This window comes from Pseudarthrobacter kochi, assembly GCF_055412805.1.
Map to the genome: position 1 here is coordinate 52,203 of NZ_JBVAYV010000020.1, position 20,062 is coordinate 72,264.

General features: G+C 66.4%; 17 protein-coding genes. 9 read left to right on the forward strand and 8 right to left on the reverse strand.

Features of this window, described 5'->3' with window-relative positions:
* Positions 1 to 49 precede the first annotated feature (49 nt).
* Both ACZY0Y_RS11495 and ACZY0Y_RS11500 read right to left on the reverse strand, forming a co-directional pair.
* Entirely contained in the window at positions 50 to 373 is a 324-nt protein-coding gene (locus ACZY0Y_RS11495) for a DUF6221 family protein (protein ID WP_463958096.1), read from the reverse strand.
* Complete coding sequence (locus tag ACZY0Y_RS11500) at positions 321 to 881, reverse strand: hypothetical protein (protein ID WP_463958098.1); 561 nt, start codon at positions 879 to 881, stop codon at positions 321 to 323. The genes ACZY0Y_RS11495 and ACZY0Y_RS11500 overlap by 53 nt, the downstream gene beginning before the upstream one ends.
* Positions 882 to 1,230: 349 nt before the next feature.
* On the opposite strand from ACZY0Y_RS11500, the gene ACZY0Y_RS11505 reads away from it, so the two are divergent.
* From ACZY0Y_RS11505 to ACZY0Y_RS11520, 4 genes are all read left to right on the forward strand, one after another.
* Positions 1,231 to 1,929 (forward strand): GAF and ANTAR domain-containing protein, encoded by a 699-nt coding sequence (locus tag ACZY0Y_RS11505; RefSeq protein WP_463958100.1) that lies wholly within the window; start codon positions 1,231 to 1,233, stop codon positions 1,927 to 1,929.
* A 9-nt stretch (positions 1,930 to 1,938) separates the two neighbouring features.
* Positions 1,939 to 2,652 (forward strand): GAF domain-containing protein, encoded by a 714-nt coding sequence (locus tag ACZY0Y_RS11510; RefSeq protein ID WP_463882692.1) that lies wholly within the window; start codon positions 1,939 to 1,941, stop codon positions 2,650 to 2,652.
* 267 nt (positions 2,653 to 2,919) lie between these two features.
* Complete coding sequence (locus ACZY0Y_RS11515) at positions 2,920 to 3,306, forward strand: BlaI/MecI/CopY family transcriptional regulator (protein WP_024368330.1); 387 nt, start codon at positions 2,920 to 2,922, stop codon at positions 3,304 to 3,306.
* A 6-nt stretch (positions 3,307 to 3,312) separates the two neighbouring features.
* Positions 3,313 to 4,302 carry a M56 family metallopeptidase gene (locus ACZY0Y_RS11520; protein ID WP_463958102.1) on the forward strand — a complete coding sequence of 330 codons (990 nt, stop codon included), beginning with the start codon at positions 3,313 to 3,315 and terminating at the stop codon, positions 4,300 to 4,302.
* A 128-nt stretch (positions 4,303 to 4,430) separates the two neighbouring features.
* Here the strand turns inward: ACZY0Y_RS11520 and ACZY0Y_RS11525 are convergent, their stop codons facing one another.
* Both ACZY0Y_RS11525 and ACZY0Y_RS11530 read right to left on the reverse strand, forming a co-directional pair.
* Positions 4,431 to 5,954, reverse strand: a complete 1,524-nt coding sequence (locus ACZY0Y_RS11525) for a M28 family peptidase (protein ID WP_463958104.1) — start codon at positions 5,952 to 5,954, stop codon at positions 4,431 to 4,433.
* Between the two features lie 169 nt (positions 5,955 to 6,123).
* Positions 6,124 to 8,232: a DNA gyrase/topoisomerase IV subunit B gene (locus ACZY0Y_RS11530; protein WP_463882688.1), complete on the reverse strand. Its 2,109-nt coding sequence runs from the start codon at positions 8,230 to 8,232 to the stop codon at positions 6,124 to 6,126.
* Between the two features lie 237 nt (positions 8,233 to 8,469).
* On the opposite strand from ACZY0Y_RS11530, the gene ACZY0Y_RS11535 reads away from it, so the two are divergent.
* The gene (locus ACZY0Y_RS11535) at positions 8,470 to 8,691 is read left to right on the forward strand and encodes a DUF7455 domain-containing protein (protein ID WP_354173453.1); all 222 of its coding nucleotides are present in this window, start codon (positions 8,470 to 8,472) and stop codon (positions 8,689 to 8,691) included.
* A 127-nt stretch (positions 8,692 to 8,818) separates the two neighbouring features.
* On the opposite strand, the gene ACZY0Y_RS11540 is transcribed toward ACZY0Y_RS11535, so the two are convergent.
* The 4 genes from ACZY0Y_RS11540 to ACZY0Y_RS11555 form a co-directional block, all read right to left on the reverse strand.
* On the reverse strand, positions 8,819 to 10,153 hold the full coding sequence (locus tag ACZY0Y_RS11540; protein ID WP_463882687.1) for an RNA polymerase sigma factor: 1,335 nt from the start codon (positions 10,151 to 10,153) through the stop codon (positions 8,819 to 8,821).
* 319 nt (positions 10,154 to 10,472) lie between these two features.
* Positions 10,473 to 11,738 carry a DUF4192 family protein gene (locus ACZY0Y_RS11545; protein ID WP_463958106.1) on the reverse strand — a complete coding sequence of 422 codons (1,266 nt, stop codon included), beginning with the start codon at positions 11,736 to 11,738 and terminating at the stop codon, positions 10,473 to 10,475.
* 75 nt (positions 11,739 to 11,813) lie between these two features.
* Positions 11,814 to 13,145, reverse strand: coding sequence for an MFS transporter (locus ACZY0Y_RS11550; protein WP_463958108.1), 1,332 nt, complete (start codon positions 13,143 to 13,145; stop codon positions 11,814 to 11,816).
* A 46-nt stretch (positions 13,146 to 13,191) separates the two neighbouring features.
* A complete protein-coding gene (locus tag ACZY0Y_RS11555; protein WP_463882683.1) occupies positions 13,192 to 14,130 on the reverse strand; it encodes a proteasome assembly chaperone family protein in 939 nt (312 codons plus the stop codon).
* A 308-nt stretch (positions 14,131 to 14,438) separates the two neighbouring features.
* Between ACZY0Y_RS11555 and ACZY0Y_RS11560 the strand changes: the two genes are divergently transcribed.
* The 4 genes from ACZY0Y_RS11560 (at position 14,439) to ACZY0Y_RS11575 (ending at position 19,988) form a co-directional block, all read left to right on the forward strand.
* A complete protein-coding gene (locus ACZY0Y_RS11560; protein ID WP_463882682.1) occupies positions 14,439 to 15,965 on the forward strand; it encodes a leucyl aminopeptidase in 1,527 nt (508 codons plus the stop codon).
* 252 nt (positions 15,966 to 16,217) lie between these two features.
* Positions 16,218 to 17,603 (forward strand): dihydrolipoyl dehydrogenase, encoded by a 1,386-nt coding sequence (lpdA, locus tag ACZY0Y_RS11565; RefSeq protein ID WP_463882680.1) that lies wholly within the window; start codon positions 16,218 to 16,220, stop codon positions 17,601 to 17,603.
* 125 nt (positions 17,604 to 17,728) lie between these two features.
* A complete protein-coding gene (sucB, locus tag ACZY0Y_RS11570; protein WP_463958109.1) occupies positions 17,729 to 19,465 on the forward strand; it encodes a 2-oxoglutarate dehydrogenase, E2 component, dihydrolipoamide succinyltransferase in 1,737 nt (578 codons plus the stop codon).
* 172 nt (positions 19,466 to 19,637) lie between these two features.
* A complete protein-coding gene (locus ACZY0Y_RS11575) occupies positions 19,638 to 19,988 on the forward strand; it encodes a hypothetical protein (RefSeq protein WP_463882678.1) in 351 nt (116 codons plus the stop codon).
* Positions 19,989 to 20,062: the final 74 nt, after the last annotated feature.

The following is a 20,062-nucleotide window of genomic DNA, read 5'->3' on the forward strand; positions in this document are numbered from 1 at the left end:
CTGCCGCCCGGGCAGCCGGAGCAGCCGCTGGTGCGCCGGGCCATGCGTTTCAGACCTTGGAAGGCTCCTGGGGAGTATCTATTGGCAGGTCGGGCGCCCAGGCCGGGTCGTAGTCGGGATGGTCACGATGCGAGCCCGCGAGAATGGTGAGCATCGACCTGCGGGCGATGGCAACTGTCCCTTCGGCGTCGTTGAGCTCGGTGCAGGAAAGTCGACGGTCCCTGCGGCGAAAGTTCCCGCCCGGATGGCTGATTCCTGCTCTGCGATGCGCGTTTCCAGAAACTCCACGAGATGGGTCCATTCGACTTCGACGGGGCCGGTCATTCGCCGGTACCTGCCGTATGTTCCCGGGGGGTTTCGTTGGTCGAGTCATAGTCCCGGGCCGAGGCTGCCTGGAGGAACAGCTTGCGTGACGCGATTTCAATCCCCAGGGCGGTCGCGGCTATATCCTCCAGCGCATCCTGAATCCACACCACGGCAGTCTCGTTGGCTGGTTCCGCGGCAAGTCCGAATGAATGGCCGGCCCGTGACGAGGAGTACCGGGCCACGTTCTCCTTGAGCGCCCTGGCGAGTTCCTCGATCTCTGCCAACAGCTGATCCCGCCATATCCCGGAATCCTGCCCCTTACCGCGGCCTCCGGCGGACGACGGCAGCTGGTCAAGACCCGGTTCCTGCCGCCTCCACAGGAATTTGGCAAGCTCAGCCGCCGGCACCTGTCGGAGTGCCTGGGCCGTCGGCGCCGGCATGTCCCCGAAGTCATCCGACTGGACGATCTGCTGTTCGTCGGCCTTCCGGTCCTCGGGGCACGGAGGATCAGTGATGACCAGGGGACGGTGGAACGGGTGTACGGAAGGGGCTCTAAGCTTGGGGTTGCCTGGCATCAGTGGAATACTCCTGGATAGTTCGCCGAATAATGGCGCTACCGGGGTCCGGGGCAACACGGCCATTTTATCTGAACTTGAACCAAGACGATAGGGCGCCCGCGGCGGGTCCATACCGCCGTGCCAGCGATGGCAGAAAAGGGGAACTAATGCCCGCCATCGGGCTCACGTCGGGGCAGGCACAAACCGAAACAACCACCCAGGGTTTCCATCGCGATTGATGGCACTCCGACCAGGCTGAGGAGGCACGACCCCATGGCCAGTATTTTGTACCGGACCGTTGAGTGGCACCCCTCTCCCCCGGCGGGAAAAATCGGCTTCATGGATTCCACCGGCCCGGCTGCCCGGCATGGGTGATGGCACAGACTCCATGGCGGAGGGACTGGATGCCGGCCTGTGCGCCGGCTTCCTTGAAGCGTTGCCCATCTCCGGGGCGGCGATCTCAGTGTTCACCGGGCTGGCGCCGGAGACAATGGTGTGTGCCAGCAATGCCGTCTCCGCACGGATCGACGAACTGCAGTTCGACCTGGGTGAAGGCCCGCGCTGGGAAGCCTTGCAAACCCGCAGACCCGTGCTTCTGCCGGATGTGCGCAAGGGAGCGCATGCCGCCTGGCCGGTCTTTGCAAAATCCCTCATGGAGCTGGATGTTGCGGCACTCTTCGTTTTCCCGCTCACGCTCGGCGCGTTGGATATCGGTGTCGTGGAGCTTTACAGTTCTGAACCCGGCCCCCTGAGCCCGGCAAAGCATTCCACAGCCCTGCAGCTCGCCGACGCCGCAACCTGGAACCTGCTGCGCCAGCTCCTGACCCTTGACCCCGCAGACGGCGCTGACGCCGCGCCGGATGGCTCTCCTCTGTCACGGCGCGAGGTGCACCAGGCCACCGGCATGGTACTGGCCCAAAGCGGAACGACTGCCCGGGACGCACTGCTGCTGATACGGGCACACGCATTTGCCCATGGACGTACCGTCCGGGAGGTCGCCCGGGACGTGGTCAGCCGAAGCCTTGACTTCAGCCCCGGAGGCGGCTCAGCCGGGCGAGTGCAGTAGAATCCGAATATGGCGATGATAAGCCGCGCCGGACGCGTGAGTGCCGCATTCGTCAAGATAGCGGACACACTCGTGGCGGACTACGACGTCTTCGACCTCCTCCACACACTGGTGGATGAATCCGTCGGCATTCTTGACGCCGCCGCTGCAGGACTCGTTCTGGTCGATCCGGACGGGGACCTCCAGGTAATGGCCTCGACGAGCGAGGAAAGCCAACTGGTGGAAGTCCTCCAGCTCGAGGCCGGTGTCGGTCCGTGCGTGGACTGCTACCGGACCGGAGCAGTCGTAGCCATCGATGACATCGCGGCGCAGGGCTCCCGATGGCCGCTGTTCCAGTCCTCTGCACTTTCACAGGGATTCCGGTCCCTGCACGCCGTCCCCATGCGCCTGCGCAGCCGGACCATCGGCGCCTTGAACCTCTTTGGACACGAGGTCGGTCCCCTCACCGCCGACGACGCCGCCATTGCCCAAGCCTTCGCTGATGTGGCAACCATCTCGCTCCTGCAGGAACGCGCCGCGAGGGAAAGCGCCCTGATCAACGAACAGCTGCAGCGTGCCCTCAACAGCCGCATCCTGATCGAACAGGCCAAGGGCGTCATCGCCCACACTTCCAACGTCGACATGAACGCGGCATTCGCCCTGATGCGCGGCTATGCCCGCGCCAACAACCAGACCATCTACGAAACAGCCGACAAGATCATCAACCGCAGAATTACCCTCTAGCCTACAGAGCAATGGCTCCAGCAGGTTGATCGATTGTCGCCGCGCTGCTCCCCCGCCCCTCCACCGGCGCACTCCCTGCTGATGCATTGGCGGCCGGCCTTCAGCGGCGGGCAATCCGGTAGGCAGCAATCAAACGGGCGACACGGGACGGCACTTCTACCTCATGTAGAAACTATCCGCAAAACACGGTAAATTTAAGACTGAAGTATTCACGGACCGCGCGGCAGAGTCGATTGGCCGGAGCGGCACTCACGAAGGACGTACGGAATGGCAAGTCTCGGTGAACTGGAACGGGCAGTGATGGATCTGCTCTGGGCAGGCCATGAGGCTGCAACAGCGAACACCTTGCGGGACCTGCTCGCACAGAGCACACGCGCCGAAAACGGCACCGCAGGACACGAGGGCAAGGATCTGGCCGTCACGACGGTACTGACCGTGCTCTCCCGCCTTGAGCGCAAGGGCCTGGTCGAGCGTGAACGCGGCACCCGCCCGCACCGCTACCAGGCAGTCTCCAGCCGCGAGGACCACACTGCTGAACTGATGCACGAGGTCCTGGGCTCCGCGCCGGACCGCGAGGCAGTGCTGGCGCGCTTTATTGGTTCCGTCACCGATACCGAGGCAGAAACGCTGCGCAAGCTGCTGGGACTCAGCTAGCGCCCGATGTTCTGGACCTCATGGTTTCTGGCGGTCCTCGCGATAGTGCTGGCCTGGCCGGTGCCTGTCCTGCTTTCGCGCGCCCAGTGGCCGGCTCGTTCTCCGTTCACAGCCATGCTGCTGTGGCAGGCGATCGCCCTCGCCGGCGGGCTGTCCATGATCGGCGCCATGCTGGTCTACGGCCTGGAGCCGGTCGGTGACAACCTCCTGGCCGGCCTGCGTGCCCTTGCCGGGATGGTCTTCAACAACGCGCCCACCACCGCGCTGGGCTTCTGGCACATTTTCGCACTGTCCGCCGCGGCCCTGCTGACGGCCCACCTGGTGTTCACCCTGCTGCTGACCTACTACAAGATCCAGCGCCAGCGGCGGCGCCACCGCGAACTGCTGGCGCTGCTCGCCTCACCCTCCACCGACGGCCCGCGGACCATGGTGATCAATGTCGACTCGCCCGTCGCGTACTGCCTGCCCGGAGGCGCCCGCTCGGTCACCGTCCTCTCCGACGGTCTTATGGCGGCCCTCGAGCCCGCCGAGCTCCGTGCGGTCCTGAACCATGAGAACGCCCACCTGGACCAGCGCCACCATCTGCTGCTCTGGGCCTTTGCAGCCTGGCGGCAGGCCCTACCGTGGCTGCCCACCACCCGCCTGGCGCAGGAGGCGGTCAACTCGCTGATCGAGATGCTCGCCGACGACGTCGCGCTGAGAACCGAAACCAAGGCGACATTGATCAAGGCGATCGCGATTGTCGCCAGTGGCTCCCCCGGCGCCCCCGGCGCACGGATGGCCTTCGGCGAGCCGGAACTGTCCGACGTCGAACCCGGCCAGCCGGGTGCCACCGGCGGCGCCGGTTCGGCCCAGACGACGGCGTCGCGCGTCAGCCGCCTGCTCTCCCCGCAGCCGCCGCTCCCGGAACCCCTGCGCGCGGCTGTGCTGGCAGCATGCCTGCTGCTGCTCGCGGTCCCGACGGCACTGCTGATTGTTCCCGGCCTGCTGGGCTGACTCCCCTCGGCGGCCGGCAGCGGCGGCCGCCGCCGCCGAAGGCAGCGCACACAAGACGCGGGCCGCCCCCCCCCCCGGCGGGGCGGCCCGCGTCTGTTGTACCGCTGTCGCACTGCTGGCGCCAGTGGCTACTTGATCAGCTTGTTGGCCTTGTACTCGAGGTCCACGTTGCCGGTACCGTTGCCCTTGGTGGTGCCATTGACTGCCGAGGTGGTCATCGCGAAGGTGAGCGTGGAGTGGGCAATCGCGTCCGCCATTTGCTCCAGCACTGTATCGTTCACCCTGTCGATGGTGTCGCACGCCTGGTGGTAGCAGGAATCGTGGGCCACACCGGCAGTGCCGCCGAAGACGGCCGCCTCGTCAGCGGTTTTCAGGTCTTCCGCACCGGTGAACAGTCCTCCGGCCGGGATGCCGTTGTTGATGAAACCGGAGTAGTCGGATCTCCCGTCGAAGGCGGTCGGCACAACGGGCAGGTTCTGGGACTTGAAGTAGTCCAGGAAGACCTTCTCCACCAACGCGGAGCCGTTGGGGCCCTTTCCGCCGAATGCCGAGCCGTCGCCGTCGTACACGTAGCGGACAAAGTTTGGCGAGCCCACCATGTCGAAGTTGAGGTTGACGGCATGGTCCTTGATCTGGCGCGCCGTGAGCTGGGAGACGTAGTAATCCGAGCCGATCAGCCCGGCCTCTTCCCCGCCCCAGAAGGCAAAGCGCACCCGGTTCGTCAGGGCCGGGCTGCCGGGCTTCTTGAGCTGGATCGCGGTTTCCAGGATGGAGGCCGTGCCGGTGCCGTTGTCGTTGATGCCGGGCCCTTCGGCCACCGAGTCCAGGTGCGCGCCCACCAGGACGGTCCGGTCCGCACGGCCGCCGGTATCGGCCAGGATGTTGAAGGACGCGGTCTGGGTGATGGTGGCGTCGACGGCAAGGTGCATCACGGCGTTGTGCAGCCCGGCGAGTTCGGAGCCGTTGTCGAAGCTCGTGCTGACCACCGGGATGGCCGGCTGCGGCGCGCCGAGGGTGCCGCCAAACAGCCCGAGTCGGTCTTCGCCGGGGACGGCGTTGCCCTGGTTGAAGATGATGGCTCCCGCGGCCCCGGCGGCAGCGGCGTTGTCCGCCTTGATCCGGAACGTGCAGGTGCCGCGCTGGATCAGCGCGATGTTCCCCGGTGTGAAGCCGGCAAAGTCGCCCGCTTCGCAGCCGCTGGTCGACGCACGGTCACCGGCCAAATTGATGTCCACGGCCGACACGGGGGCGGTGATGTCCCCCTCGCCGGAGTAGTCCATGTCGAGGAAGCCGTCCCCGTAGGCATAGGCCTTGGGCGTCGGCGACACCCGTTCCAGCGTGGCTCCAACGGTGGCGTACTGTTCGTACGTGAACGGCTGCCGGACCGTCGTGTAGCCGGCCGCCGCGAGCTTCGTTTCGATGTACCGGGCGGAGGCCTCGTAGCCTGGGGTTCCCGCCGCACGGTTACCGCCGTTGGCGGTCGCGATGGCCTGGAGGGCTTGCAGGTGTGCCTTGATGTTTGGGGCCGACACCGCCGAACGCAGGGCTTCCGAGCTGGTTCCGGTTGCCGCAAGGGCCGGAGGCGCGAAGCTGACCGCCAGTCCGATCGTGGCGGCGATGGCCGCGCGCTGGATATTCCGAGTTTGCCTCATAGGGGTCTCCTGGATTCGTGCTGCGGAATCCGGCTCCGGGCGTCATTGCCCGGAGCCGTGAGACGACACTATCGGAAGGAGTCAGTACGGTTAGAGGGCATTTAGGCACTGGCGCAAATGCCCCGCGACGCGGACGATGCGGGCCGCAGCAGCCCTCGTGCGCCTGGTGTCAGGCGTCGATGCGCTCCCGGTCCAGGCTCGCCGCGCCGGCGATGATGAAGTCCTTGCGGGGCGCGACATCGGACCCCATCAGGAGATCAAAGGTCTCTTCGGCGTCCTTGGCGTTTTCGATTCCGACCTTGCGCAGGGTGCGGTGCCGCGGGTCCATGGTGGTTTCGGCCAGCTGCTCCGCGTCCATCTCGCCCAGGCCCTTGTAGCGCTGGATCGGTTCCTTGTAGCGCTTGCCGTCCTTGGCAAGACGGTCGAGCAGGACGTGCAGTTCGGCCTCGGAGTAGGTGTAGATCATCTCGTTGGCCTTCTGGCCGGCGTTGATGACCTCCACCCTGTGCAGCGGCGGGACGGCAGCGAAGACGCGGCCCTGCTCGATCATCGGCCGCATGTAGCGGAAGAACAGCGTCAGCAGGAGCGTGCGGATGTGGGCGCCGTCGACATCTGCGTCCGTCATCAGGATGACCTTGCCGTACCGGGCGGCGCTGATGTCGAAGCTCCGGCCGGAGCCCGCGCCCACGACCTGGATGAGGGCCGCACACTCGGCATTGGAAAGCATGTCGCCCACCGAGGCTTTCTGCACGTTGAGGATCTTGCCGCGGATGGGAAGCAGCGCCTGGAAGTCGGAGGAGCGTGCCAGCTTGGCGGTTCCGAGCGCCGAGTCGCCTTCGACGATGAACAGTTCGGAGCGGGCGACGTCGTCCGTGCGGCAGTCCGCGAGCTTGGTGGGCATGGACGACGTTTCCAGGGCGTTCTTGCGCCGCTGGGTCTCCTTGTGGACACGCGCCGAGATACGGGACTTCATTTCGCTGACGATCTTTTCCAGCAGCAGTGCCGACTGGGCCTTGTCGTTGCGGTGGGACGAGGTCAGCTTCGCGTTGATCTCCTGTTCCACCACCTTGGCGACGATGGCCCGCACGGCGGAGGTGCCCAGGATTTCCTTGGTCTGGCCCTCGAACTGCGGTTCGGCAAGCCGGACGGTAAGGACTGCGGTGAGTCCCGCAAAGATGTCGTCCTTCTCGATCTTGTCGTTGCCGGCCTTGAGCTTCCGGGCGTTGGTTTCGACGGCTTTGCGGAAGGTCTTCAGGAGCGCCTGTTCGAAGCCGGCCTGGTGGGTGCCGCCCTTGGGGGTGGAGATGATGTTGACGAAGGTGCGCACGGTGCTGTCGTAGCCGATGCCCCAGCGAAGCGCGACGTCGACCTCGCAGTCCCGTTCGACCTCGGTGAGCTGGCTGTGGCCCTTCTCATCGATGACCGGGACAGTTTCCTTGAACTTGCCGGCGCCATGCAGCCGCCAGATGTCCGTGACGGCAGGGTCTGCGGCGAGGTACTCAACGAACTCGGAGATGCCGCCGTCGTGGTGGAACACTTCCTCATGCGGGCCCGACTCGCCCGGGGTGCCGGGGAGCTTGCGCGCGTCCAGGACGGTGAGTTTCAGGCCGGGGACCAGGAAGGAGGTCTGGCGGGCGCGGGCGGCCAGTTCGTCGTAGGAGAACTTGGCGTCCGGGGTGAAGATCTGCCGGTCCGCCCAGTAGCGGATCCGTGTGCCGGTGACGCCGCGCTTGGTCTTGCCCACGATGTCCAGGACGGACCCGTCGACGAAGGGCGCGAAGACCGAAGCCGGGTCGGGCCTGGTGCCGGTGTCCTTGAAGCGGCCGGGCTCGCCACGGCGGAAGGACATCTTGTAGGTCTTGCCGCCGCGGTCGACTTCCACGTCAAGCCGGGCGGACAGGGCATTGACAACGGATGCGCCGACGCCGTGCAGTCCGCCGGAGGCGGTGTAGGAACCGCCGCCGAACTTGCCGCCGGCGTGCAGTTTGGTGAAGACGACCTCGACGCCGCTCAGCCCGGTTTTCGGTTCGATATCCACCGGGACGCCGCGTCCGTCGTCGTGGATCTCCACCGAGTTGTCCGCATGCAGGATGATTTTGATGTCGTGGCCAAAGCCGGCGAGGGCCTCGTCGACGGAGTTGTCGATGATTTCCCAGAGGCAGTGCATGAGTCCGCGGGAATCGGTGGAACCGATGTACATGCCCGGGCGCTTTCGGACGGCCTCGAGGCCCTCCAGCACGGAGAGATGCCGGGCGGTGTAATCAGAACTTGGGGCCACGGGGCGGAAACTCCTTCAGGAACGGGACCGTCGCCATTGGACGGGCAAAGCTTTTGGCGCTCTTCCTAGGGTAGTCGGAGTGCCGCCGTCCGGCGTGCTGCCACTCCCCCGGAGCCCAACGCGCCGGACGCCGTTATCGAGACGTGATACGCGTACAGCGAAAGTGGCCCATCCAAGCCATGGATTCGCCGCGAATGCTGGTTATATAGGTATACCGATCTACCAAGGAGGCCGAACATGACAACAGCAGTTGCGGACCGCACACTTACCACCGTCGACCGGTGCGATCGTTGCGGAGCACAGGCATATGTCCGGGTTGTTCTCGGCGCCTCCGGGGGTGAGCTTCTTTTCTGCGGCCACCACGCCCGCGCCGTGGAGCCGACGCTACGGCCGCTCAGCTCAGACTGGCACGACGAGACTGGACGCCTTCACGAGAAGCCGCCGGTCCCGGTCGACTAGACCATTTGAGAAAGGCCCCTCCGAATCCGGAGGGGCCTTTCCACTTTAACGAACAACGCGGGGTCACTTCCCGCCCATCCTCCGAAGATGATGGGCGGGAAGTGACCCCGCGTTGTGTGGTACCTGCCTAGTCCAGGTAGTCCCGGAGGACCTGGGACCGCGACGGGTGCCGCAGCTTGGACATGGTCTTGGATTCGATCTGGCGGATCCGCTCGCGCGTGACGCCGTAGACCTTGCCGATTTCGTCTAACGTCTTCGGCTGTCCGTCGGTCAGGCCGAAGCGCATCGCGACCACGCCGGCCTCGCGTTCGGAGAGGGTGTCCAGCACCGAGTGCAGCTGTTCCTGCAGCAGGGTGAAGCTCACCGCGTCAGCCGGGACCACGGCCTCGGAGTCCTCGATGAGGTCACCGAATTCCGAGTCACCGTCCTCGCCCAGCGGGGTGTGCAGTGAGATCGGCTCACGGCCGTACTTCTGGACCTCGACGACCTTTTCGGGCGTCATGTCCAGTTCGAGGGCCAGCTCTTCCGGCGTAGGTTCGCGGCCGAGGTCCTGCAGCATCTGGCGCTGCACGCGTGCCAGCTTGTTGATGACTTCCACCATGTGCACCGGGATGCGGATGGTGCGGGCCTGGTCGGCCATGGCGCGGGTGATGGCCTGGCGGATCCACCAGGTGGCGTAGGTGGAGAACTTGAAGCCCTTGGTGTAATCGAACTTCTCGACCGCACGGATCAGGCCCAGGTTGCCTTCCTGGATCAGGTCCAGGAACAGCATGCCGCGGCCGGTGTAGCGCTTGGCCAGTGAGACGACGAGGCGAAGGTTGGCCTCCAGCAGGTGGTTCTTGGCACGTTTGCCGTCGTGGATGACGAATTCGAGCTCGCGCTTGAGCTTCGGATCCATGGTTCCGTCGTCGGCGTTAATTTTCTCCTCGGCAAAGAGGCCGGCCTCGATGCGCAGGGCGAGGTCGACTTCCTGCTCGGCATTCAGCAGGGCGACCTTGCCGATCTGCTTCAGGTAGTCCTTGACGGGGTCGGCGGTGGCGCCGGCGGACATGACCTGCTGCACGGGGGCGTCGTCGTCGTCGGCGTCGGAGTAGACAAAGCCGGAGCCGGTGGCGGCTGCTGCCTTGGCCGGGATCTCCTCTCCGTCCTCACCGATCTCAACGGCCTCGACCACAACGTCGTCGAGGTCAACCTCGACGTCCTCATCGGTGTCGTCGTCGCCGTTGGCGGCCTTGCCGGCGGCTTGCGCCGCGGCTTTGGCGCCGGGCTTGGGCCCGCGCTTTTTGGGTTCAGGCCTGGCGACTGCCGACGCGGTGCTGTCGCCTCCGGCCAAGGCGGCGTCTTTGACAGCCTTGTTGGCGGCACGCGTGGCGGCGCGTTTGGCGCTCGTCGCCGCCTTCTTCTCCTCGGGGGACAATACGGCCTGGTCGGCGGGTTCCTTCTTCGCGGAAGACGGGGTCACAGAAAACCTTTCTAGCGGCGGTCTGTGGAATCACCATACGGGCAACACCACTATGACCCTGTCAAGTCCGTGTTTCACATCAGGTGCAATCACGACCAGCAGAGCCACTAAGTAGAACTCCTGGGGCGACCGTAATGTTCCCTGTTTCCAAGGTCCATTGCGAGCACTTAATACACGGACCCAACCGGGTCTCGGCAACCATTGTCTCACGATTTTCGCAATCGGCACCGACCCGCGGTGCAGGCGCCGCAATATCCGCCGCCGGGACCATGCCGCCGGGACCATGGCGCCACAGTCCCGGCCCTGCGGTGGCTTCGCGTCAGGCCACGTCCGGCTCGAACCGCTGCCAGGCGGCCTCCCTTCGGCCCGCCCAGCCGCAGAGCGTCCCGCGGCGGACCAGTTCTGCCAGCAGCTCCGCCAGCCGGTAGCCGGGGTGCTCCTCGACGGCGCGGCTGAACAGCGCATCGGCGAAGGATCCTTTGCCGCGGCACCATTCAATCCAGCCCCGCCCGGTCAGCGCGGCAGCTCCCGCCTCGCCGCCGGACGCGCCCAGCTGCACCAGCACCCGCTCCAGGCATGCCATCGCGGTCCAGTCCGGCAGCGGAGGCGCCAGACCCAGCAGGACCTCACCGTAGCCGGACACCTCCGGAGGTTCATGACCGGGGCGGCCCCGGCCCCGGGGCGGGAACCCTTCGAGCGGCGGCAAGGGAGCCAGCGGGCGTCCGGGGTGCCCGGATGCAGGCAGCGAACCGCCCCATCCGGAATCCGGCGCCGCGCCGTCGAACACCCCGAAGTCTTCGGCGCCGCGCTCCGCCGCCTCCGCGCCTGCGGCCGCCATTACCAGCACCGCGTCGCGCCAGGCCGGGACGCACAGGGTCGCGCGGAGATAGCCGGTGAGCGCCGCCGTCAGTCTGGGGCCCGGCGCCGGGGCGTGCAGCACCCGCGTCCACACGTCCAGGACCTGGCCGAACTGGCGCCTGTCCCGCGTACGGACCGAAAACAGCTGTGCCCAGTCCCGCTGAGCATCCAGCACGGCGGGATCCGGCTCACCCGACGCTATCGCGGGCGGTTCGGTGCCGGGGGCCGGTCCGACAGTACTGCCGCGGAAGACCATCTCGGCGTTGAGCCTGCTGTTCCTGATCTCCTCCACGGGACGCCCGGGCGGAGCGCAGCACGAAGGGTCCACGCAATAGGCGTTGCGCCAGTAGTCGGCGCCGACCAGCCAGGCGTCCCGCACGGGCATGCCGGCGTCGGCCAGCGCATTCTCGAGCTCCGCCAGGAGCGTGGCCCACGGCGCCCCGTCCCCGTCGGCTTCGGTAAAGAAGGCTAGCAGCGAGCCATCCGCCACGTCGTCGGCCTCGAGGTAGGACGCCACGGAACGGGCGAAGCCTGCCGGTCCGGCCGAACCGGACCAGTCCGGGCTGCCGGCGTCACCGGGGAGGTCCACCCGAAGCGTGGCTCCGAGCCGTTTGCCCTGCATGGTCATGGCCACGAGACTGTGGGCCGGCCAGTAGCCCAGGGAATGCGGGATGAACCCGAGGATGTCCTCCGGGCCGGTGATTCTCAGGTGATCGGGAGCTGTCATAAGGCCAGCCTCGCTGCCTCCGGGGGCCCGCGTTAGTGCCGGCCTGTCCTATGTGGACAACCCGCAGCCCGCGAATCAGGGCGTGCGGCGCCGCTCCGCGCTGAGTCGGCGCTGTTCAGCGAGTGCCGCCAGCAGCGGGGGGACTTCAACGCCCTGGGCCGCCATCTGCTTCCGGACTTTCCGGCGGATGACCACGATGGCTCCCGCCCCGCCTGCCAGCAGCACGAACTGCACGCTCAGCGCGATCCGGAACGGATCGAGCCCGTACAGCTCGCCCTGCGAGAATCCGCTGGCGTACAGAACGTCAAGGACCAGGCCGATCAGGTAGATGGCAATGAGGGAGGCGATGAAGCCGCCCACGTTCACGATCCCGGTCGCAGTGCCGATCCGGTGGGCCGGGTTAAAAGTGCGGGCGAAGTCGAAGCCGATCATGGAGCCGGGGCCGCCGATGGCGAGCACCACCACCAGCCCGGCCAGCAGCCACAGCGGGGAGCGCCCCGGGATGAGCAGCACTGCAGCCCAGGCGACGGCAGTAGCGGCGGAGATCAGCAGCACCATGGTGGAGCGCCGGAGCGGGTGGCGTGAAACGAAGCTGCCCATCAGCGGCCCGGCGGCGATGGCCGTGGCCACGTACAGCGTCATCAGTGCCGAAACGGTGGGTCCGTCCAGGCCCTGGGCGGAGATCAGGAACGGGTAGCCCCACGTCATGGCGAAGACGGTGCCGCTGAACTGGACGGTGAAGTGGCTCCAGAGTCCCAGCCGGGTGCCGGGCTGCCGCCAGGCGCGCGACAGCGAGACCCCTGTGGCGCGCAGCCCCTGGGACGGTTCCGGTGCCGGGTGTCCGGGTGGCCGGTCCTGGAGCAGGACCAGCACGAGCACCACGGCGAGGGCTGACATGGCCGCGAGCGTCAGGAACGCGGGGGTCCAGCCGGCGAGGTGCAGGATCATGGCGAACGGCACCACGCTGAAGAGCTGGCCGAGCTGCCCGGACATCCCGGTGAGCTGGGTGAGCAACGGGACACGGGTGGGGACGAACCAGATCGGGATCAGCCGGATCACCGAGATGAAGGTCATGGCGTCCCCGGCACCGACCAGCACCCGGCCCAGCACGCCTCCCGGGATGTTTTCCGCAAAGGCCAGCTGGAGCTGACCCAGCCCCATCAGGAGGGCGCCGCCGGCGATCATGGCCCGGGAACCGAACCTGTCCACGAGGATGCCGACCGGAATCTGCAGGGCTGCGTAGACGAGGAGCTGCAGGACGGTGAAGAAGGAAATTTCGGCCGCGCTGGCCTGGAAGCGCTCCGTGGCCTCCAGTCCCACTACGCCAAAGGAGGTGCGCTGGCTGACCGCCACGAGGTACGCGAACACCCCGACAATCCAGATCAGCCAGGCGCGGGGTGAAGTCACCCCTCCATTATGCCCAGTCGACAGAAAAATGGTATTTATTCCCCGGTTATTCGCCGGGTTGTTCACGGGCCAGGTACGCCTCGACGGCGGCACCGAGGGCATCCGCGTTGGGCAGCTGGTCGTTCTCGTCGGCGAGCAGGGACCGGCGCACGGTGCCTTCGGCGTTCTCGTCGTACCGGGTTTCGAGCCGCGAGACCACCTGCTGCACGTCCTCCGACGCGTCGATCTGCTCGGCGATCTGGCGCCCGACTTCCCGTCCGGCTTCGCGGAGCCGGTCGGCGGGCAGCATCAGCGAGGTGGCCGCGCCCAGGTATTCGAGTCCAGCGACGGCCGCCGTCGGGTATTCCGCTTCGGCAAGGTAGTGCGGCACATGCATCACGTAGCCGGCGACGTTGCGCCCGGCGTCCGTCAGCCGCAGTTCAAGCAGGTGGCCGACGGCGGCGGGCACCTCGACGGTGGGCTTCCACACCGAGATGCCCTCGATGAGGTCCGGTCGGTTGCCGTGCACCGTCACTCCGACGGGCCGGGTGTGCGGTACGGGCATGGGGATGGAATGGATCCACGTGACGAGGTTGACGTCCAGGTCCGCGACGATGCCCACGACGGCGCGCGCGAACCGCTCCCATTGCAGGTCCGGTTCAAACCCGGCCAGGAACAGGAACGGGCTGCCAAGCCCGTCCACCAGCCGGTACAGTGCCAGGCGCGGCGCCTGGTAGTCCTGCAGATGGTCCTCGACGAAACTGATTTGCGGGCGGCGGGAGCGGTAGTCGATCAGCTGGTCGGCGTCGAACTCGGCCACCATCGTGGAATCCAGCGTGTCCAGCAGTTCGGCGGTGATCTGCCTGACGACGTGTCCTGCATCGGCAAATCCGGTGAAGCCCATGACGAGGTTCAGACCGCGCAGTTCGGGGCTGCGGAACAGCGCGTCATCACGCCGGTACAGCGATTCGGGGTCCAGCAGGGAGCCGGAAATCCGTTCAAGCACGGCATGTTCCTTTCGTCGTAGTCAGTGGGGGTCGCAGTCAGTGGGGGCAGCCGGGCGCGCCCTGCCGGGCGGCGGCGCCGATATCCGGTATAACACGCCGGAGGACGGGCGCATTCCTCAGCGGGGTGTGCTCCAGCTCTCATTCAATTGAACACCCATGCCGGGGAGAGACTACGATCGGAGCTGGCCTTATGACGGCTTGAAGACACCTGGGTGACGTCTCAAACCGGCAGCGGCCCAGGTTCCATGGCAGGACGCCAAACATGCAGTTCCTGCCCTAAAAACTCAGAGAATTGAGGACTGTCCTCGTGGTCAAGAATACGGAAGTCAAACTTAGTGCAGTTGCAGGGGACCTCAAGAAGTCCACCAGCGACGCCCTTGTCATCGGCGTGGGCCAAGGCCCGGACGGTCCCGTCCTGCTCAGCAACCCCCTGACCGCCAAGGCCGCCGAAGCCCTGGCCGAATCACTGAGTGTTCTTGGCATCACCGGGGCAGCGGACCAGGCCCACCGCCTGCCGGGCCTGAGCGAGGCCGGCGCGAAAGTCCTCGTGCTCGCCGGCGTCGGAAAGGTCTCCGCGGCGCAGCCGCTCACCGAGGAGGCGCTGCGCCGCGCCGCCGGCTCGGCGGTCCGCCAGCTGGCCGGCGTCAGCACGGTCACTTTGGCCCTCCCGACGACGTCGCTTGGGGATGTCGCGGCCGTCGCCGAGGGCGCGGCCATGGGCGCTTACTCGTTCACCGAGTACCGCTCCGCCAAGGACGGCCTGAAGGATCCCGTCAACAACGTCGTGATTGTCACCGATTTTGCCGCCGACAAGGCCCTGAAACCGGTACTGGACCGTGCCGCACTGATTGGCAGGGCGGTCAACGCGACCCGCTCGCTGGTCAACCAGCCGCCCAGCCACCTCTACCCCGAATCCTTCGCGGAAGCGGCCAAGGAACTGTCCAAGGGCCTGCCGGTCAAGGTGACCGTGTGGGACGAGAAGCGCCTGGAAAAGGAAGGCTTCGGCGGAATCCTCGGCGTTGGCAAGGGCTCCACCCGGCAGCCGCGCCTGGTCAAGGTCGAATACTCCCCCGCCAGGGCCACCGCCAAGATCGCCCTCGTGGGCAAGGGCATCACCTTCGACACCGGCGGCATCTCGCTCAAGCCACACCTCGGCATGGGCGACATGAAGTCCGACATGGCGGGCGCCGCCGTCGTACTGAACACCGTCCTGGCCCTCGCCGGCCTGGGCCTGCCGGTCAAGGCGACCGCCTGGCTCTGCATCGCGGAAAACATGCCCTCCGGTGCTGCGCAGCGTCCCGCCGACGTGCTCACCATGTTCGGCGGCAAGACCGTTGAGGTCCTGAACACCGACGCCGAGGGCCGCCTGGTCATGGCCGACGGCATCGTCGCCGCCAGCCAGGAGTACCCGGACGCGATCATCGACGTGGCCACCCTCACCGGCGCGCAGCTCATCGCCCTCGGCGACCGCACGGCAGGCGTGATGGGCTCCGAATCCGTTACCGGCCCGCTCAAGGCTGCTGCTGACCGCGCCGGCGAACTGGTCTGGCCGATGCCGCTGCCCGAAGAGCTGCGCCCCAGCCTCGACTCGCAGGTCGCGGACCTCGCCAACATCGGCGAACGCCATGGCGGCATGATGACGGCTGCCGTCTTCCTGCGCGAATTCGTGGGCAAGGACAAGGACGGCGAACAGATCCCCTGGGCCCACATCGACATTGCCGGCCCGTCCTTCAACAACGGCAGCCCCTACGGCTACAACCACAAGCAGGGCACGGGCTGCACCGTGCGCACGCTCGTGGCCTACGTCGAGGACATCCTGGCCAAAACCGCCTAGGACCAAACCCGTCCAGGCGTCCGCGCCAGCCGGTGGCCGGGGCTTCGCTGCCCCCGCCACCGGCCGCGTGAGACTGGACACAAGCGCTCCACAAACGCCACGGCAAGGTGGAGCATGTATTAGTGGTTCGCTAAGGTGAACTCCGGTAGTCACAATGAAAGGGAACAGCCCTGCTGGCATAATCACGGCAGGAAGTTCCAAGACCAGATGATGCGTACTCTCGTGTCATCGTTCACGCGAGGGAGCGTTTTAGTGGCCGATCAGGCAACTGCGCAAGAATTCGACATCCTGGTACTCGGCGGCGGCAGCGGCGGCTACGCAACTGCCCTGCGTGCCGTTCAGCTTGGCCTCACGGTTGGCCTGATCGAAAAGGGCAAGCTCGGCGGCACCTGCCTGCACAACGGCTGTATCCCCACCAAGGCCCTGCTGCACTCCGCGGAACTGGCCGACCACGCCCGTGACTCGGCGAAGTACGGCGTCAACGTCACCCTGGACAGTATCGACATCACCGCTGTCAACGCCTACAAAGACGGCATCATCGCCGGCAAGTTCAAGGGCCTGCAGGGCCTCATCAAGGGCAAAAAGGGCATCACCGTCATCGAGGGCGAAGGCAAGCTCCAGGGCACCGACACCGTCGTCGTGAACGGCACCGCGTACAAGGGCAAGAACATTGTCCTTGCGACCGGCTCGTACTCCCGCTCGCTGCCGGGCCTGGAAATCGGCGGCAAGGTCATCACCTCCGACGAAGCCCTCACCATGGATTTCATCCCCAAGAGCGCGATCATCCTGGGCGGCGGCGTGATCGGCGTCGAGTTCGCTTCAGTGTGGAAGTCCTTCGGCGTCGACGTCACCATCATCGAGGGCCTGCCGTCGCTGGTCCCGAACGAGGACGCGACGATCGTCAAGGCCTTCGAGCGCGCCTTCAAGAAGCGCGGCATCAAGTTCTCCACCGGCACTTTCTTCCAGGGCGTTGAGCAGAACGCCGACGGCGTCAAGGTCACCCTCGTGGACGGCAAGACCTTCGAGGCGGACCTTATGCTCGTCGCGGTCGGCCGCGGCCCCGTCACGGCCAACCTTGGCTACGAGGAAGCCGGCCTGACCATCGACCGCGGCTTCGTTATCACCAACGAACGCCTGCACACCGGCGTTGGCAACGTCTACGCCGTCGGCGACATCGTCCCGGGCGTCCAGCTGGCCCACCGCGGCTACCAGCAGGGCATCTTCGTCGCCGAGGAAATCGCCGGCCTGAAGCCGGTTGTCGTCGAGGACGTCAACATCCCCAAGGTCACCTACTCCGAGCCGGAAATCGCGACTGTCGGTTACACGGAGAAGGCCGCCAGGGCCAAGTTCGGTGACGACCAGGTCCTGACCCAGGAATACAACCTTGCCGGCAACGGCAAGAGCTCCATCCTGGGCACCAGCGGCCTCGTGAAGCTGGTCCGCCAGAAGGACGGCCCCGTCGTCGGCGTCCACATGATCGGCTCCCGTATGGGCGAGCAGATCGGTGAAGCCCAGCTGATCGTGAACTGGGAAGCCTACCCGGAAGACGTGGCCCAGCTGGTCCACGCCCACCCGACGCAGAACGAGTCCCTCGGCGAGGCCCACCTGGCCCTGGCCGGCAAGGCCCTCCACGGCTAGCAGTTCCGCCGCACCACCGCAAGAACACCGTGTGTAGTGCACCCGGCCCGAAATGCCGGGTGCACTAAGCTCGACCAAGGCAGCAATCATCCGCACTAAAGATCAATAAGGAGAACGGGGACGACATGTCTGAATCCGTTAACTTGCCCGCCCTCGGTGAGAGTGTCACCGAAGGAACCGTCACCCGCTGGCTCAAGCAGGTAGGTGACCGGGTAGAGGTGGACGAGCCGCTGCTCGAGGTTTCCACCGACAAAGTAGACACCGAGATCCCCTCTCCGATCGCCGGCGTGATCGAGGAAATCCTCGTCGCCGAAGACGAGACCGCTGAAGTTGGCGCACCTCTGGTCCGCATCGGCGACGGTTCCGGCTCCGCCGGCTCGGGCGAAGCCCCCGCCGCCGAAGCCCCGGCCGAGGAAGCACCGGCCCCGGCGGCTGCCGAAGCACCGGCACCCGAAGCCGAAGCACCCGCCGCACCGGCTGCACCGGCTGCTGCTCCCGCCGGCGAAGGCCACGAAGTCACGCTCCCCGCCCTGGGCGAGAGCGTCACCGAAGGCACCGTCACCCGCTGGCTCAAGAGCATCGGCGACACCGTCGAGGTCGACGAGCCGCTGCTGGAGGTTTCCACCGACAAGGTTGACACCGAGATCCCGTCACCGGTTGCCGGCGTTCTGCAGGAAATCCGCGTCGCCGAGGACGAAACGGCCGAGGTCGGCTCTGTCCTCGCCGTGATCGGTTCCGGCGCCGCTGCCCCCGCTGCGGCTCCCGCCGCTGAGGCTCCGAAGGAAGCAGCAGCACCGAAGCAGGAAGCTCCCAAGGAGGCCTCTCCGGCTGAAGCCCCCAAGCAGGAGGCTCCCAGGCAGGAAGCACCCGCCCCGGCACAGGAAGCCGCTGCCCCCGTTGCTGCCCCGGCAGCCTCGTCCGCAGAGTCCGGCTACGTTACGCCGCTTGTCCGCAAGCTGGCCAACCAGCAGGGCGTGGACATCACCTCCCTGACCGGCACCGGCGTCGGCGGCCGCATCCGCAAGCAGGACGTGCTGGCAGCAGCGGAAGCCAAGGCAGCCCCGGCCCCCGCCGCGGCCGCCGCACCTTCGGCAGCCCCTTCGGCTGCGGCCGCGCGTCCGTCCGCTGACCTCTCCTCGCTGCGCGGCACCGTGCAGAAGGCCCCGCGGATCCGCCAGGTCATTGCCCGCCGCATGCGCGAGTCGCTGGACATCTCCACCCAGCTGACCCAGGTGCACGAGGTCGACATGACCAAGGTCGCCAAGCTCCGTGCCAAGGCCAAGAACTCCTTCCAGGCCCAGAACGGCTCCAAGCTGACCTTCCTGCCCTTCATCGCCAAGGCTGTTGCCGAGGCCCTGAAGCAGCACCCGAAGGTCAACGCCTCCTACGACGAGGACAAGCAGGAGATCACCTACCACAACGCCGAGCACCTGGCGATTGCGGTGGACACCGACAAGGGCCTGCTGGTTCCGGTCATCGCAGACGCCGGCAACCTGAACCTGGCCGGCCTGGCCGGCAAGATCGCCGACGTCGCGGACCGCACCCGCAACGGCAAGATCGGACCGGACGAGCTCTCCGGCGGAACCTTCAGCATCACCAACATCGGTTCCGTGGGCGCCCTGTTCGACACCCCGATCATCAACCAGCCGCAGGTTGCCATCCTCGGCACCGGTGCGATCGTCAAGCGCGCCGTTGTGGTGGCTGACGAGAACGGCGATGACTCGCTGGCCATCCGCTCGATGATGTACCTCTCCCTCACGTACGATCACCGACTGGTCGACGGCGCCGACGCGGGACGCTTCCTGCAGACGCTGAAGGCACGCCTTGAAGAAGGCGCCTTCGAAGCGGACCTGGGCCTCTAGCTCCAACCCCCAGGGGTTCGAACCACACCGACGCACGACGGCGGTGCGGCGACCGGTGGACACCCACCAGTCACCGCACCGCCGTCGTGCGTTTTCAGTCCTTCCCGACGTCACGCCGGGGGCACGGCGGGTCTTACTACGTTCTGTAGAATGTTCTGGCTAGACTGATGCCATGAAAATTGTCTTTGACGTCCTGGTTTTCCTGCACATCATTGGCGCTGCCATGATCGTCGGTATCTGGATCGGCCAGATGAAGAAGCCCACCATCCACCCCCGCCAGTTCGACGGCGCGATGCTCCAGCTCCTCACGGGCATCGCCATGATGGGCCTGATCCCGGCCCTGGACATCAACGCGAACTACGCCAAGCTCGGCATCAAGCTCGTCATTGCCCTGATCGTCGGCGTCCTGGCATTCATCGGCCGCCGCAAGTACAAGAAGGGCGAGCCGATCAGCAAGGGCCTGGCGCACAGCGTCGGCGGCCTTGCGCTGCTCAACGTTGCGATTGCGACGCTGTGGCAGTAGCTCGCAGACTGCCGTGACCACGACGGCGGAGGGGCCCGGACAGGGGGGGGGGCTGGGTGTTGTTGAAAGGGGGG